This window comes from Paraburkholderia sp. JPY465, assembly GCF_050436725.1.
GTDB lineage: Bacteria > Pseudomonadota > Gammaproteobacteria > Burkholderiales > Burkholderiaceae > Paraburkholderia > Paraburkholderia youngii.
In genome coordinates this window covers 104,799-119,539 of record NZ_JBNDMT010000001.1, presented here as the reverse complement: position 1 = coordinate 119,539, position 14,741 = coordinate 104,799, and the positions used below count along the sequence as shown (strand labels likewise).

The window sequence follows — 14,741 nt, the reverse complement described above, 5'->3', positions numbered from 1 at the left end:
AAGCGTTGATGAATCCATTTTTTGAAAATGGACGCTGGACATGTCAATCGCGCAACACTCCGTTGCTGGCGAGGGTAGTGCTCATCCTCCGAAAGCACGAATCACCAATGTGGACGAAGACGCACAGGCACGCGCCGAGTTCACCTGCGACACCACCAATCTCCCGTGGATCATTTTTCGTGCCGCGCATCGTGCCGCGCATGTGCACGGCGTCCCTGCCCGTGCCCGCGCCCTGCTCTCCACCCTCGCCCGCACTGTCGACGCCCATCGCCCTTACGCGGCGATTTACGCGCGCCGCGAACTGCTTACTGGCCGCGCCATGCAATCCATGCGCACGTTCTATCGTAGCCTTGATGATCTCGAAACCGCCGGCCTGATCGTCCGCCCTCCACAGAGGCGCTATGGCGAGGCAGGCCTGTTTGGTCGCGCATACCTCCACCTCACTGAGCCGGCTGCCCAGTTGCTCGGCCTCGTCGAGCCGCCGGCCACCGCCACCGCCAGCGACCCCAAACCGGATCACCACGAGGCAGTCGCCCCCGCGGTCCTTTCCTTGCCGCAGCCGTCTGCCAGCGTGGCAGACGGTGCTATATATAAGGATCTTTACCCTGCTTCTTCTCAAAAGAGACAACCGGGCCAGCTCCCCAGCGACCTCGAGCGCCTTCGCCGCCTGGGATTTCATGAATTTCTGATCTTCAAACTCATGCGTGAAGCACGCGACCACCAGAAGTTGCTTTCCGATGTCGTTGACGTCGCCTGGGAACACCTCCGCAAAGCCCAGCGTCCCATCAACTACCTGCGGGCCCTGCTGCGCTCGACCGCTGATTTCGCCTGGCAGGCTCGCAACAAACGGCAGGCAGCGGTCCGACGCCACGAGACCGACCAAGAAGCGCTCCGCGTCGCCGCCGTGGTCCAGCGGAATGTCGGCGGGATCTTCTTCGACTGCGATACCTCCCGACGGATCTGCGTGGCCAGTGACGCCAGCATGGTCACCGTCCACGAATGTGGGGAGGCCGCACTACGCGTCAGCGCCGGAAACTGGCAGGTGGATTTTGTTGCCGCGATCGAAAGCGGGCACCTCGTCCGGGCCACGCCGGAGCGGGAGGCGGCATTCGAAAGCAAGCGGCAGCGGGGCACAGAAGACCGGCAGGCCGCACCTCGTCTTCAGCCCACCCAGGCGATGCCACGGATCCTCACCGAGGCGGCAGGCGAACGGCTTGCCCAGATGAAGAACCTGCTACGTGCGACGGTTGCCGGCGTTCGTGCACACTGACGCCGTGAGGGTGTGTGGATATGCCTGTCGGCGTGCGGTCGCCTTGCAGGTGTTGATGTCAAAGTGTAGGATTAAATCCTACACTCAAAAGGGAGACTTCCCGTGCGCTCAACCCAACAATTCAGCATCACTCTGCCCAACGAAATGGCCGAGGCAGTCAGGTCCAAGGTGGCGGCTGGCGAATACGCGACCGAGAGCGAAGTGATCCGCGATGGACTCCGGGCGCTGCTCGCGCGTGACCGTGCAGTGGAAAGCTGGCTGCGCGAGCAGGTCGCACCCGCCTACGACGCGCTGAAGGCTGACCCGTCGCGTGCCGTCGGGGGCGACCAGTTGCGCGCGTCGCTTGCCGCTGAACACCGCAAGGCCGTTGAAAAAGCGTAATGTCCTATACCGTCGTCTTTACACCGGAAGCGCAAGAACAGCTGCTCGAACTCTATCGCTACATTGCGATCGCAGCCTCGCCGGTGACCGCGGAACGCTATACCAGCGCAATCATTACGTACTGCGAAGAGTTACGGACGTTTCCAAATCGTGGCAATCGACGGGATGACATTCGCGAGGGACTGCGCGTCACGAACTACCGCAAGAGGGTAGTGATAGCCTTCGACGTCGACGCGGAGCAGGTCTCCGTGATCGGTATTTTCTACGGCGGACAGGACTACGAGACGGTCCTGCACGATGACACCGACGACTTCTGAAGCTGCCTGCGGGATCATGGGTCGTAGGATGCGCGCATGCTGGTTTTTTCACGGCGCCGCGAAGACGTGGAACCATTTTTGAGGACTTTAAACGGTGTCTTTTCCGATACGCCCCATCGCTTTTATTCTGGCATCTTCCAACCACGGAAGCATGATTGTCAATCGCAACGACTATCACACCAACAGCGCATATGGCGACTATGGCGTGGGGCATCAACTCCTAAACAGATCAAGTTTTGATGAACCTGAAGTAAGCCTCGCATTAGCGCTACTTGATTGCCGGCGGAAGCATTATGGTGACGGCGTTGTCGCGGTTGACGGCGGTGCAAACATTGGCGTGCATTCGATTGAGTGGGCACGGCACATGTATGGTTGGGGCCGCATTCTCGCGTTCGAGGCGCAGGAAATCGTCTACTACGCGCTGGCCGGCAATATCGCCTTGAATAACTGCCTGAACGCGCGAGTGAAGCTTGCCGCCCTCGGGGAGCAGTGTGGCGAGCTGGTTGTGCCGCAGCCGGACTATTTCAGTCCCGCCAGCTTTGGCAGTCTGGAATTGCGTCGGCGGACTGACAGTGAATTTATCGGGCAACAGATTTCCTATGATAGCGTTGCCGGCACTACAGTTCCGATGGTCAGCCTGGACTCTCTCGGACTCGGACGCCTAGACCTGGTAAAACTGGACGTCGAGGGAATGGAACTGGAAGTATTGCGCGGCAGCCGCTCCGTTCTCGCGCGCCATCAACCGGTCATGATCGTCGAAATCATCAAGTCTGACCGCGCTGCGATTGAGGCTTTCGTTACGGGGCTTGGCTATCGTACTTTCAAGTCGGGGCCAAACATCATTGCTGTCCATACCAGCGATCCGACGCTCGCCCAGATCTCCGTCAAGGATGAACAAATGTGCTTTACCGTGTGATGGGAAGGGCGATGAACGGGGTTATCAGGTCCGACTCGCCCTGAGCGCCGCCGGGCACTATGAAGCTAGCACCCGCCGACATTCGGCTGCGAGATTGTGGATTTCCGCCTTGATGTGCAGAATATCCTCGAAGTCAGGGCTGCGATGTTCCTCGCCTTCCGGCCACAAAGCATGTGCCTGGTCGGCAAGACTGTTGACTTCGGCGAGAAACCGCGTGGTCTCAACCGTGATACCGCTTGCACGAGCTAAACTGATCGCTCCCTGGCACGCAAGAAGGTCCTTGTGAAGGCGGGTTAGGCGTTGACGGATCGGTGAACTGTCGTTTGTCATGTTTGGGGGTTCGAGCGAATTAGCAGTGGCTGTGATCGTGGGGCAGGGCAGTGTATGCCCGATCATAGCGCGACTTTTGGTGAGCGAGCGCTGCACGTGTCGGCGTCAGTGCGCGCCGACAAGGCGGTCGAACACGTCAGTCCGGTTGTCGACTCGCTATACATCGGTTTTTCCGGGTTGAAAGCGTCGCTGTTGGCGCCTATTGAAGGCCTCGAACCCGCGTTCTAACGGTCGGCACATACATGGAGTCTATCTTGAGATATATAGCGTTGGTCTTGCTAGTTCTTGCATGTCTCGGTCAGGCGCAGGCACAGACCGCACAATTGACGCTCGACGTGACCGGCAATATCACGCATGTAACCGAGGCCAGTACCCATACCTATCATTTTACGCGGGCTGACCTGCTTTCGCTCGGTGTGAAGAGCATCAAGACTTCCACGAATTGGACACCCGTGAGCGTGTGGCGCGGGCCAACTCTGGAAAGCATTCTGGAAAAGGTCGGCGCACGGGGTAAGCTGCTACACGTGTACGCGCTTGATGATTACAAGCATGATGTTCCCATCTCTGATGCGAAACAGTATGGGGTGATTGTGGCCTACGAGCGCGACGGCAAACCACTGGAGCCGAAGGGCTTCGGGCCACTAATGCTAATTTATCCCCGCGATGAGCAACCGGACGAACTGAACCGCGCGTCGATCGAAGCTCGATTCGTGTGGCAAATTTATAAGATCGTTGTTGAATGACCTTCCTTCGCGCTATTGGCGTCAAAAGGGTCCTGGGCGTCGCGATTGCGCTCCTGTTTTGCGTATCCGGGGTGTGGATTTACTTCGCGTATTCGCTGCTTCTGTCATCGGCTAGCCTCAAGGCGCTCGCCGGTCCACAGGAGAATTACTATTGGCCGGTGGCCCAACTGGAAATCGCGGCCAATAAGGCCAAAAATGCGCTCCTTCTGTACAGTGCCGACCGGTCGGATTTTCGATCGGTGCAGCTGCGCTTTGACGTCCTGCAATCGAAGTACGCCGTATTGGCCACGCCGTCCGACGCTACTCAGATTTTCAACGGCAATGCTGCGTTTCGAGATGCACTCGCCCACATAGGTGCTGTGATCGAAAAAGCGAGGCCTGCCGTCGAGCAGCTACCGCAAGATCCTGGCAGGGCCGTGGACCTGTCGATTCACCTGGGGCAGATAGATGAGCCTCTGGCAATCATCGCAGATCACGTGAGCGAGGCCGAGATCGACCGGCGCGATACAGTCTACGAAGACTTGATCGAAAAGCGACACCTTTTTTTCCTGAGCAGCCTGCTGCTGTTGCTACTCCTGGCGGGAACAGCTGCGCTCGCCCTGATGCTGGGCGTCGATCGTAAGCGGCTAACGCGCCAGCAGCGCGCGGCGATAAAGGCGGAGCAGGACGCGGTTCGCGCCAAAAATGCTTTCCTCGGGATGATTGGCCACGAACTGCGGACACCTCTGCAAAGTATCGTTAGCGTGGCGGATACTCTGTTGGAACGGCGCTTTGCAGAGCGAGACGCGACGTTGATCAAGCGGTTGGCGGTAGCCGCAAGCCGGTTGGAAACGCAGATGAAGGATCTGACCGACTTCGCCCGACTGGACGCTGGAGGCCTCACATTGCGGGAACGGGAATTCCAACCCGCCGACGTTATTGGATCGATGATTGCCGACATGACGACGTCTGCCAAGGGCAAGGGGCTGGAGGTCGTCGCACAGGTCAACGACGGCGATCGCTGGTATCTCTCGGACCCCGATCGCATCAGGCAGATAGTTGGAAACCTGTTATCGAATGCGGTCCGGTATACGGATGCCGGTCGAATTCTTGTGCGTCTCGATGTGACGCCGTCCAGGGATGGGGCCGTTCTTGATATCACCGTTGAGGACACCGGGCCTGGCATTCCTGCGGCGTCCGTTAGTCAGCTCTTTCAGCCCTTCACGCAACTGGACCAGTCCAATACGAGGAAGCACGAGGGCGCAGGCATTGGCCTCGCGATCGTCAAGGGGCTGGTCGATCTGCTCGGCGGATCGATCAACATCGACACTGAACTGGGGCGCGGAACGAAGGTCGAAGTGTCGCTGCCCGTCAAGGCAGCCGCGGCTGCTACAGAGGCCGACGGGACAGAGCTGCAGGTTACGGCGATCATCGAACGGAAGAGGGTACTTATCGTAGATGACCATGAATCTGCAAGAGAGTCATTTGCGGATGTGCTGTCATCGTTTGGCGCGTATGTGGATGTTGCTGCCGATGCAGGCGAGGCTTTGGCTGCATTGAATGAGGCTGCGTATGACGCAGTATTGCTGGATGTGCAGATGCCAGGGGAAGACGGGATCGCCGTCGCTCGAAAGGTACGAGCAACGCCGGGACCGAACAGGGATGTTCCGATCATCGGCATCAGTGCGTTTTCCAGGGAGCTGCTGAAAGACAGTGGGGCGGAACTCTTCACCCAGCACCTGCACAAGCCTGTGCGGAACTCGGTATTAAAGCAGGCGTTACTGGATACGCTTGTAGCTGACAAGCCGCACTGAATTCAACCGAACATGATTGATCAATGACTATCCTTGATGAGGTATCGGCGCTGACGAATGCAGGGTCCCTGCTATCGCGAGATGGTGAGATTGTTGCCTCCTATGACCTTGAGGTGTCCGACGTGGCGGCAGAGGGCTATCGCGCGCTTTCTGCCGTGCAGGCAATCAGGAATGCGAATGTTGCACCGTTTGAAGTCGACTACTCGCGCCTGACGCGCGTTCATGTCATCAACGGAATGGGCGTCACGCTGGGGGATTCGATTATTGGACTCTCTGCGCTCGCGGCGATCAAGAAGCGGCACCCGGGAATTTCCTTTGTTATTTACCGTCCGGCTCGCGCCCCTGCGTACGTCAGGGAGCTATACCAACTGGCGGCGCCAATCTTTGGAGCCGTTGTGGATCTTCCCGTCGACGTCGATTCTCTGCCCGACGATGAACTCCGGGTCGATCTGGGCAACCATCTGTTCTGGCCCAACTTCTCGTCGATGCCCATGATAGATTTTTTCCTGTGGGCGCTTGGCATCGCACCGGCTGACGTAGGACCGAATCACAAGTCGAATGACTGGCTTCAGCGCGTAGCGTTGCCGGCGTTGGGCGCGAAGTGGTCATCGAAGGAATATACGTTGCTCTGTCCGACAGCCAGCACGCCCGTGCGCAGCATTCCGCATTCGTTTCGAGCGGACGCCGTCAACAGGCTTTGGGAAAGGTTTCACGTTCCCGTACTTGGCTTCGGCAAGGTCGATCACCCGCACTACACAGACATCAAGAGCCTGTCGACCGACACGGCCGCCTTTCTCGCATGGGTGAAACATGCCCGCTTTGTTGTGACGTCTGACACGGCCGCTGTTCACATCGCAGCTGGATTTGACGTGCCGACAGTGGCATTTTTCACTTCGATCTCGTCCGAGTTGCGCGCGCGCGACTATCCGTCGTGCAAAGCTATAAACCTTCCTCTTCCGGAAATCCAGGGAATCCAGGCGAGTGGGCGAGCGGGTGATCTGGAGATAGTCGACCGCGCGTATCAGAAGTTGACCTCAAGCAACTGGGCGCTGCACCTTCGCGATTAGCTCGATGAGCGGCTCAGTTCGTGAGAGATTTCCGAAAACAGGATGGGCATACGGACCGGCTTTTCGATCCACTTGCAGCCAAACTGCTTGATTACCCTAGCGATGTCATCGACGCGGGCTTTGCCGGTCTGCAACTGCCCGGTCAGCAGGTAAATCGGCGCTGTTGCATTCTCCGCCTTCCGGATATCGAGAATGGCGGCCTCGGCGGTGTCATCGTTGATAAGCCAGTCGATTATAAAAGCGTCAAACGCGTTGCTCTTCAGGCTCTCACGAAAGCTGGCCAGATCGTAGAACGGTATGGCGTTCAGACCGTGGTCGTTGAGATAGTCGCAGACGTTGTTGGCCGCCTGCGTTTCAGTATCGTCGTCGAGGACCGCGATCGTCGGCTTCTCAAGGTTCGGCAGGTTGGGGCGTATTTCGACCGACAACACATTGAAGATCCGACCGGCCGGAGCAATTTCGGCCGGATAGATGTTCCATGCCTTGCCCGACTGGATCGCTACCAGATCGGCTGATCGATCACCGCTCAGCTCGTCGCCGATCCACACTGAACACGGCAGTGGACGCGGGCTCACCATCAGCATCCCTTCTCCCGCAATCGAATCTTCAAAACCTTCGTTGCTTTCAACCAGAACACTCGGCGTTTCGCCGAAGTGCGTGGCAACCGCCCCGAGTTGCTTCAGATCCCATGGCAATTGGCCTTTCATCTTGCGGCTCGCAGCAGAGAAGCTGAGATTAAGGATCCGGCTTAGCTCGCTTGCCTGGGCCCGTTTTGTGACACCGTGCCGCTCCATCAAATTGCGAACGCGGCTGGCGATGGCCATTGAATCGGTCTGAATGTCGTTATCAGGCATATCCCAATACCTCCTTTGGTTGCCGACTTTATCCAAAACTGACCTGTGGCGCAAGGTTTTGGTAATTTCTTGCAAAACATGACTTGACACACGTTGTATGGCTAGTAAAGTGACGTCGTAGGTAATCTTCATTCCATTGGATGACGCGCGGGGGCAGGAGTTAGGGCGCGGTATCTGCCTGACCACGGATCACTGACGAGGCTTGATATGGCAGACGCCGTTGTGGGTAAGAGGGTTGCGAAGCGCCTGTTGTCCTTCAAGTGCGCGAAGACGCGCGACGCGCAGGCGGCTTTCTGCTGTGTCGAAGCGCGCGCAGCGCGACGCATGATATTGCCGGTCGCCTTGCTGTGCGCAGCTGCCTTCCCTGAATTTGCCTATGCGATGGACTACAGCACCGGCACTGGCCTGGTTCGTGATTTCGTTAGCTGGCTGTTCGTCGACGCGGGGCCTTATGTCTTCATGGCGATTCTCGGCATCTGTGTGCTCGGGGTACCGAAGGGCTGGATTCCGATGAAGGGCGCCGTGATTGCCGTTATCTGCTCATTTGTTTTCTTCGCGGTCCCGTCGATTGTTCGCTATGCGGCTTCGGTCGCTTCCTCGCAGATCTGAGGTGAGGCCATGCGTGAAGTCCACGAAATCCCGAAAGGCATGGTGCAGCCCTGGATGATATGGGGCTGCCTGGCTGAACTGTTTCTCGGTTCCTTCGTATTGCCCGCCGTTGTCTTCATGTTCCTCAAATGGTGGCCGGTGATGCTCGCCGTACCCTTCCTGGTCATCGGCTCCTATCTGATCACCGCGAAAGACATGTTCGCGTTCTCGGTCGCGTACCAGAGCTTTGGAGCGACAGCGAAGCCACGTAGCCTCAGGTACTGGGGCGGGGCGAAGACCTATGCCCCTCGGTGAATTTCTGGACCGTCATTTCGGCGCATCGCCATTCGTTCAGCGGAGCGAGGCAGACAAGGATGATGCGGCCGATCTGCACGCATCGCGCGAACTCCCGTTCGGCCTGAACGCGTACTACAACGGCCATACGTTGCGCACGCTTGACGGCGCACTGGTGCAGATCGTGCGTCTCCAGGGGCTGTACGCCGAAATGCTGGATGACATCGGCGTCGATGCGTACAAGCATCAGCGGAACACCGCGCTGGAGTCGATCGCTGACAGCAATGTAGGCATCTACGTGTACGAGATCCGGCGCAAGGCCAACCGGTGGCCCGCCGGCAAGTATTCGAACTGGTTTCCGAACTTCCTCAATGAAAAGCTGAAGGCGCGTTTCCAGACGCGGTCGTTGTATCAGCACGAAATCTATATTGCCATCGTGCGTTACCGGCACTACAGCGGGATAGTGGGGCGGCTCGATCGCGTTTTCAACGCGCTCAATCCCTCTGGCGCCAACGACAAGCTTGAAACGGAGTCCCGGCAGGCGCGTGACCTTGAAGAGAAGGTCAACTCGCTGATGAAATCGCTGGCCCACTACGCGCCTCGCCGGCTGGGCCGTGTCGAAGCGGAAATCGGACCCTGTTGTGAGATGGCGCGTTTCCTGCACTATCTGCTCACGCAGGAAGATGGCCCGGTGCTGGCTGACTCGTACAACCTGGCCCAGGCGATCGCGAGTTCGTATCTGCATTTCGGCCGCAATCCGATCCTTGGAAAGGACGTTTTTGAGGTCAACGGGCTCAACCATCGCCGCATCGGACAGGTGCTCGCCATGTCGCGCTGGCCCGACGGCGCTGTCGCCGGCATGGCAGACCGGTTCCAGCGGCTGCACGCCGAACTGATCGTTACGCAGAAGTTTTTCCCGATCGACAAGCTTGACGCCAGCATGGCGACGTCGACCAGTGAGGCCCGGCTGTCGCACGACCGGACGACTGCCGGCATGTCGGCGGAAATCACGGCTCTGCGCATGCGGCAGGCGGCCAACAAGGCCGTGCTCGGCACGCATCACATGAGCGTCCTCGTTCATGTGCCGGTAGAAGGGCGCTCGCAGGATGCTGCGGTGAAGGCGCTCGAGGCGCTGGATGATGCCGTCGGAAAGACAGGTGAGTGCTTCAAGAGCTGGGGTGTGAAGCCGGTCGTCGAGACGACCGGAATGGAGCGCGCTGTCTGGTCGCAGATACCGGGCGCCACGAAGCGGCACAACGGCCGGGTCGGCAAGGTCGAGACGATTCAGTTCGCCGCCTTTGCGTCGCTACACAGCTTTCCACAAGGGCGCTTCGACGGAAACCTTTGGGGTGAATGCCTCATGGTCCTGCCGACGGAAGGTCAGACCGGCTACTACCTCAACCTTCACGAAGAACGCGCCGGGATGGTGCCCGCGCACGGCAATTTTGCCGCGAAAACCGGCGCGGGCAAGACGCTGCTTGTCGCGATGATCGTGAGTCAGGCCGACAAGGTGGAGCCTCGTGTGCACTGGTTCGACCGGGAGAACGGGAGCACCGTGTTCATGCAGGCCATGGGCGGCGCCGACATCGTACTCAGTCTGTCCCGGTCCCTGGGCAACCCCTGCAAGATGCCCGACACCGAACAGAATCGCGCGATGCTGCGTGAGCTGCTGATGATGATGGCGACGTGCTATGGCTATGTGCTCAACGTCGACGACATCGATCGCATTGCCACGGCGGTCAATGACAACTTCGACGACAGCAAGACCAGGTTCGAGGATCGGCGCCTGCGGAATCTGGCCTGGCGTTTTGGAGCGAAGAATTCAGACCTGTATCGGGCGATTGCGGTGTGGCACGGCGATGGCGCGAATGCCGCGGTTTTCGACAACGAACATGACACGCTCGATGTGGCAACACACCGTCACTACCGCTATGAGATGCGGGAGTTGATGAAGGACAAGGAGGGCAAACCGGAGCTTCCCATCCTGCTCAACTACCTGACCCACCGTATCGAGCAGTCGCTTGACGGGGCGCCTGCGATCATCGTGTGGGACGAGGCCCAGACGTACATCCGCAATCCGTTCTGGCAACAGAAGGTCGAGCTGTATCGCGAGACATTCCGCCGGCGTAACTGCGCGACGCTCTTCATTACGCCGGAACCGAGCGCGCTCTATCGACCGGTGGTGGCCGTCAGGAATCAGGCGGTAACGAGCTTCTATCTCGCGAACGACAAGGCCGATCGACGGGACTACGTCGATAACCTGGACTTTTCGCAGAGCGAGTTCGAGTTCATCGAACGCGCAGCGCCCACTGACTACAAGGTGCTTATCAAGAAAGGCAATGGGGTCAGTGTGCGTGCCTCGTTTGATATGTCGGACATGCCCGAACTCGTCGCCGTGCTGTCGTCGAATGACAAGTCGGTCGAGCTGATGAACCGTGTTCGCGCCGGGTTGGGCACGACGGACCCGAGTCGCTGGGTTCCGGTGTTCATGGAGCGCGCGCTATCTGAACGGACGCACAACGTTTGAGTTGAGAGGGGGGCTTGTGATCGGGCAGATTGCAATCGGTGTACTTGGTGCGGCGAGCGTATTCCTGTCGCAGGATCGCCGTGCACACTGGCGCAAGTGGGCCTGCATCTGTGGGCTTGCGGGGCAACCTTTCTGGTTCTGGATGGCGTGGGAATCGCGGCAGTACGGCGTGCTTGCGCTTTGTTTTGTGTACGCATGGTCGTGGGCGCGAGGCTTCAGGGCGTACTGGATTGGCGAGGGAACGAGCGCAGGGAGATTGGCGAAAGCGACCTTACAACCGGAAGTGGAGGTGCAGAAATGAACGGACCATACGTAGCGGCCATCGCAGTGATGGCCATGTCGACGACAGCTTTCGCAACGGGCGTTCCGGTCGGCGACGCCGGGACGTGGACAGCGCTGGCCGCTCAACTCGCCCAGCTCAAGCAGGAATACGACACGCTCAAGCAGCAATACGGTGCGGTAACCGGCTCCTACGGGCGGGGCGGACAGGGGCTGACCGATGCAATCGACGCGTCGTCCATTGTGCCAGGCAGCTGGCAGGACGTGGTATCGCAGCAGAAGAGCGGCGTGTACGGCAGCCGGCAGGCGACGTACGAAAGGGTGATGAACACGATGTCGCCCGATGACTTCGCGGACAAGGGCGAGGGTGCGAACTACAAGATGAGTACCGACTCGGTTCGTTCGGCACTGGCTGGTGGAGAGTCACTGTACGACGAGGCGCAAACGCACCTGCGTAACTTTCAGAACCTGTCACAGCAGGTCGACACGACGCAGAACGTCAAGGATGCCGCCGATCTGCAGAACCGAATGTCGGCCGAGCTGGGCATGGCGCAGTCCGCGCAAACGAAATTGCAGGCCATCAACGCGAATCTGACGGCGAACCAGGTGAATGAAAGTAATCAGGCGACGGCGGTTCGCGCGAAGTTTTTTCAGAACGTATCGAAATGAGGAACGGCATGCGACGCATCGTTTTCTACCTCCTGCTCGTCGGCGCTACGTTTCTGGCTGGATGTGCGCATTCCGGCGCGATATCGAAATCGCCGTGCGCCTGCGATTTTCATCCGATCGGCCATCGGGTGTAACACGTGCACCGTGCGCCTTCCGGCGCACGGGCGTCTGAAACTGGAGACAGGCATATGACTTGGACAGGCAAACTTACCTGGTTCCTTCTCGCGGTCGCAGTGGTTGGATGCGGCGGTCTGACCGTTTACGTTGTGCATACCCGTAGCACGGGAAGCGACACTATCGAACCGCCCGCGCAGACTGTGCCGGCGTTCGAGCCGAACACTGAAGCGTATTACCTCGCGCATCAGGGCGAGATGAAGCAACGACTGGCTGAATGCAAGAACCACGGTATCGGGGTCGGCGCCGACACGCCGGAAGCAAGGGATTGCACGGCGGCCGCCGCAGCGCTTAACGACAGGTTCTTCGGCGCGAGCAAGTGACATGGCCGATCCGGTAGATCAATTCATCCAGACGCTGTTCGACAGCATTCCCTCGCGGACGGAAGCGTTTCTGTCGACCAACTACCCGGTGCTGGGGCACGCGGTCACGCAACCCGCGTTGTACCTCGCGATGATCTGGGTGGCGGTGAAGGTGATGCGGGTTCATTCCGGGCGCGATCCGGCGGACGTATGGCCGTTGCTGAGGATGCTGCTCACGATCATGTTCGTGTTTGCAGCATTGAACTGGGGCGGGTTGGCCGGACAGATCTTTCACTCGTTCCAAGAACTGCGCGACGACACAGTAAGTGCGCTGATGGGTGGGCAGTCGATGACGCAATATCTGGAGAACGACTACAACAAGTTTTCAGATGCATCGGGCCAGATGATGAAGCAGTCGATGCTCAATATTGGCATCGTTCTTCTCGGATTGGCGTTGCAGATCGTCAATTCAGCCATGGTCCTCATTGCTCTCGTCCTGAAGGTTGGGTCCGACATGGGGTTCGCAGTCACGATGCTGCTGTTCCCGCTGTTCGTGCCGACGTTGATGTGGAATAGCACGCGCGGATTCGGCATGAGCTGGTTCGCGGCAATGGCGAAGTTCGCTCTGGTCGGAATCCTGCTCGGTGTCATCGTAAAGTTCAGCTTCGACATCACCGACCAGTTTGTCTCGAAGATGGATCCCAATGCGATGACGGCCCAGGATGCCTTCGCCGCAATCATTATCGCCGGCGCAATAGCGCTCTTCATGGCCTTTACCATTCGCCCCCTGGCGTCCGCGCTGACATCGAGCGGCGCCGCCGGCAGCGGCATGGCGGACATGATCGGCGGATTCATGATGTCTCAAATCATGTCGAAGTTTTCCGGTGGTGGGCGAGGCGGCGCCGGCGCGAATCCCGGTGCGGCGACTGCACTGGCCAGTATCAGCAACACACAAACTGCGCACGGCAACCAGCTTGCGCGAATCGAGCGGGCGCTGTCCTCGGGCGGCGCCGCGAGCGCTTCAAGCATGTCGAGCCCGTCGGGTGCCGGGCAACCCGGCGGCCCAGGAGGCGCGGGGCCTTCGGGCGGCGCATCTGACGGAGGTCAATGGTGAGCGCGATTCTTCAGAAATCGTCCAGAACACGGAATGCGTCAGCGCTTGATGCACCACCAGCCGAATCCTATGAAGCGATTCGCTTATCCCGGAATCGGGCATATCTGCTTGCGCTGGTCGCGTGGCCGATCGCGGGCCTGGCGCTCGCGTCGATGGCCTACGACAAGGCTAACCAGGAATATGTGCCACCCGTGGTGCTAACTCTTGACACGCACAACCACGTTGCAAAAAGCGAGATCGGCACACCGGCGGTGCTCAGTTCGAAAGATGCCGTAATCGAAAGCGAGCTGGCCCGTTACGTGACGGAACGCTACACGCTCGATCGCGCGTTTCGTCAGGACCATATTGATTACGTCAGGCTGCATTCGGCATCGAACGTGGCGGACAGCTTCAACCACGAGATGGACGCGAAGAACAGGGACAACCCGTACTACAGCATCGCCGAGACGACAGTGCGCCGCGTCAAGGATGTGCGCGTGCGAATCCTCGACCGGGACGACCACAAGGCCGAAGCAACGTTCACGACCTACAACGATGGAAACGGTGACAACAAGACGGTGTACTGGCATGTGCTGTTCCGCTACGACTTCGTGAAGCAGGCGTTGACGCCGCAGAACCGCTACATCAATGGGACGGGATTCATGGTGACCGGCTTCGAGCCGAACACAGAGCCGGGTGCGCCGGCCCCATCCGGAGGCTGAAAATGGGAGCAGCCAGGATCGCTCTGACAGTAGGAGCACTCGCCACAGCGCTATCGGTGATGACGCAGGAGGTAACGGCAGCCGATCCCGTGCTGCGCGGCACGGCGGGTAATGTGCAGCGCCTGCCGTACATGCCAGACCAGATATACGACCTGAAGGTCGCTGACAGGACCTTGCTGGCGATTGATTTTCCTCACGGCGAGCATATCAAGGTCATCGCGCAGAGCACGGCACCGGTCTTTCATGTTCAGCGAACGAGCGACACGCTGCAGGTGACGGCCAACAGGCCTGGCGAAAGGATGGGGCTGAATGTCACGACGACGCGTGGCACTTACCACCTGCAGATAGCGTCGATTGACGATCCGTTGCAGGCCGCGCACATCGTGCATTTCGTGACGCCCTCGGCGTACTAACCAGTAGAG

The 14,741-nt window shown here is 59.0% G+C and carries 18 protein-coding genes; 15 read left to right on the top strand and 3 right to left on the bottom strand.

Annotation, left to right across the window (positions count from 1 at the left end; translation table 11 throughout):
• Window positions 1–40 precede the first annotated feature (40 nt).
• From QFZ94_RS00600 to QFZ94_RS00585, 4 genes are all read left to right on the top strand, one after another.
• The gene (locus QFZ94_RS00600) at window positions 41–1,270 is read left to right on the top strand and encodes a Replication protein O (protein WP_429455229.1); all 1,230 of its coding nucleotides are present in this window, start codon (window positions 41–43) and stop codon (window positions 1,268–1,270) included.
• Between the two features lie 102 nt (window positions 1,271–1,372).
• Window positions 1,373–1,651 (top strand): ribbon-helix-helix domain-containing protein, encoded by a 279-nt coding sequence (locus tag QFZ94_RS00595; protein ID WP_429455227.1) that lies wholly within the window; start codon window positions 1,373–1,375, stop codon window positions 1,649–1,651.
• The gene (locus QFZ94_RS00590) at window positions 1,651–1,968 is read left to right on the top strand and encodes a type II toxin-antitoxin system RelE/ParE family toxin (RefSeq protein WP_429455225.1); all 318 of its coding nucleotides are present in this window, start codon (window positions 1,651–1,653) and stop codon (window positions 1,966–1,968) included. Before QFZ94_RS00595 ends, QFZ94_RS00590 begins: the two co-directional genes overlap by 1 nt.
• A 94-nt stretch (window positions 1,969–2,062) precedes the next feature.
• On the top strand, window positions 2,063–2,884 hold the full coding sequence (locus QFZ94_RS00585) for an FkbM family methyltransferase (protein WP_429455223.1): 822 nt from the start codon (window positions 2,063–2,065) through the stop codon (window positions 2,882–2,884).
• Window positions 2,885–2,941: 57 nt separating this feature from the next.
• On the opposite strand, the gene QFZ94_RS00580 is transcribed toward QFZ94_RS00585, so the two are convergent.
• Complete coding sequence (locus QFZ94_RS00580) at window positions 2,942–3,214, bottom strand: hypothetical protein (protein WP_429455221.1); 273 nt, start codon at window positions 3,212–3,214, stop codon at window positions 2,942–2,944.
• A 54-nt stretch (window positions 3,215–3,268) separates the two neighbouring features.
• On the opposite strand from QFZ94_RS00580, the gene QFZ94_RS00575 reads away from it, so the two are divergent.
• From QFZ94_RS00575 to QFZ94_RS00560, 4 genes are all read left to right on the top strand, one after another.
• On the top strand, window positions 3,269–3,442 hold the full coding sequence (locus QFZ94_RS00575; protein ID WP_429455220.1) for a hypothetical protein: 174 nt from the start codon (window positions 3,269–3,271) through the stop codon (window positions 3,440–3,442).
• Window positions 3,443–3,537: 95 nt separating this feature from the next.
• Window positions 3,538–3,957 (top strand): molybdopterin-dependent oxidoreductase, encoded by a 420-nt coding sequence (locus QFZ94_RS00570; protein ID WP_429455219.1) that lies wholly within the window; start codon window positions 3,538–3,540, stop codon window positions 3,955–3,957.
• Window positions 3,954–5,750 (top strand): ATP-binding response regulator, encoded by a 1,797-nt coding sequence (locus QFZ94_RS00565; protein WP_429455217.1) that lies wholly within the window; start codon window positions 3,954–3,956, stop codon window positions 5,748–5,750. The genes QFZ94_RS00570 and QFZ94_RS00565 overlap by 4 nt, the downstream gene beginning before the upstream one ends.
• Before the next feature lie 23 nt (window positions 5,751–5,773).
• Window positions 5,774–6,817 carry a glycosyltransferase family 9 protein gene (locus tag QFZ94_RS00560; protein WP_429455216.1) on the top strand — a complete coding sequence of 348 codons (1,044 nt, stop codon included), beginning with the start codon at window positions 5,774–5,776 and terminating at the stop codon, window positions 6,815–6,817.
• Here the strand turns inward: QFZ94_RS00560 and QFZ94_RS00555 are convergent.
• Window positions 6,814–7,671, bottom strand: a complete 858-nt coding sequence (locus tag QFZ94_RS00555; protein ID WP_429455214.1) for a helix-turn-helix domain-containing protein — start codon at window positions 7,669–7,671, stop codon at window positions 6,814–6,816. The two genes, QFZ94_RS00560 and QFZ94_RS00555, sit on opposite strands and share 4 nt — an antisense overlap.
• Window positions 7,672–7,878: 207 nt before the next feature.
• Here QFZ94_RS00555 and QFZ94_RS00550 point away from each other — a divergent pair, with 207 nt between their 5' ends.
• The 4 genes from QFZ94_RS00550 to QFZ94_RS00535 all read left to right on the top strand — a co-directional run bounded on the left by QFZ94_RS00550 (window position 7,879) and on the right by QFZ94_RS00535 (window position 12,028).
• Window positions 7,879–8,280, top strand: coding sequence for a mating pair formation protein (locus QFZ94_RS00550; protein WP_429455212.1), 402 nt, complete (start codon window positions 7,879–7,881; stop codon window positions 8,278–8,280).
• Between the two features lie 9 nt (window positions 8,281–8,289).
• Entirely contained in the window at window positions 8,290–8,574 is a 285-nt protein-coding gene (locus tag QFZ94_RS00545; RefSeq protein ID WP_429455211.1) for a VirB3 family type IV secretion system protein, read from the top strand.
• A gap of 130 nt (window positions 8,575–8,704) precedes the next feature.
• A complete protein-coding gene (locus QFZ94_RS00540) occupies window positions 8,705–11,080 on the top strand; it encodes a hypothetical protein (RefSeq protein ID WP_429455210.1) in 2,376 nt (791 codons plus the stop codon).
• A gap of 96 nt (window positions 11,081–11,176) precedes the next feature.
• Window positions 11,177–12,028 carry a type IV secretion system protein gene (locus QFZ94_RS00535; RefSeq protein WP_429455209.1) on the top strand — a complete coding sequence of 284 codons (852 nt, stop codon included), beginning with the start codon at window positions 11,177–11,179 and terminating at the stop codon, window positions 12,026–12,028.
• On the opposite strand, the gene QFZ94_RS00530 is transcribed toward QFZ94_RS00535, so the two are convergent.
• A complete protein-coding gene (locus tag QFZ94_RS00530; RefSeq protein ID WP_429455207.1) occupies window positions 12,010–12,528 on the bottom strand; it encodes a hypothetical protein in 519 nt (172 codons plus the stop codon). The two genes, QFZ94_RS00535 and QFZ94_RS00530, sit on opposite strands and share 19 nt — an antisense overlap.
• On the opposite strand from QFZ94_RS00530, the gene QFZ94_RS00525 reads away from it, so the two are divergent.
• The 3 genes from QFZ94_RS00525 to QFZ94_RS00515 are packed head-to-tail and all read left to right on the top strand — an operon-like array spanning window position 12,527 to window position 14,732.
• The gene (locus QFZ94_RS00525) at window positions 12,527–13,618 is read left to right on the top strand and encodes a type IV secretion system protein (RefSeq protein ID WP_429455205.1); all 1,092 of its coding nucleotides are present in this window, start codon (window positions 12,527–12,529) and stop codon (window positions 13,616–13,618) included. The two genes, QFZ94_RS00530 and QFZ94_RS00525, sit on opposite strands and share 2 nt — an antisense overlap.
• Complete coding sequence (locus QFZ94_RS00520; protein ID WP_429455203.1) at window positions 13,612–14,319, top strand: type IV secretion system protein; 708 nt, start codon at window positions 13,612–13,614, stop codon at window positions 14,317–14,319. The genes QFZ94_RS00525 and QFZ94_RS00520 overlap by 7 nt, the downstream gene beginning before the upstream one ends.
• A gap of 2 nt (window positions 14,320–14,321) precedes the next feature.
• Window positions 14,322–14,732 carry a TrbG/VirB9 family P-type conjugative transfer protein gene (locus QFZ94_RS00515; protein ID WP_429455202.1) on the top strand — a complete coding sequence of 137 codons (411 nt, stop codon included), beginning with the start codon at window positions 14,322–14,324 and terminating at the stop codon, window positions 14,730–14,732.
• Window positions 14,733–14,741: the final 9 nt, after the last annotated feature.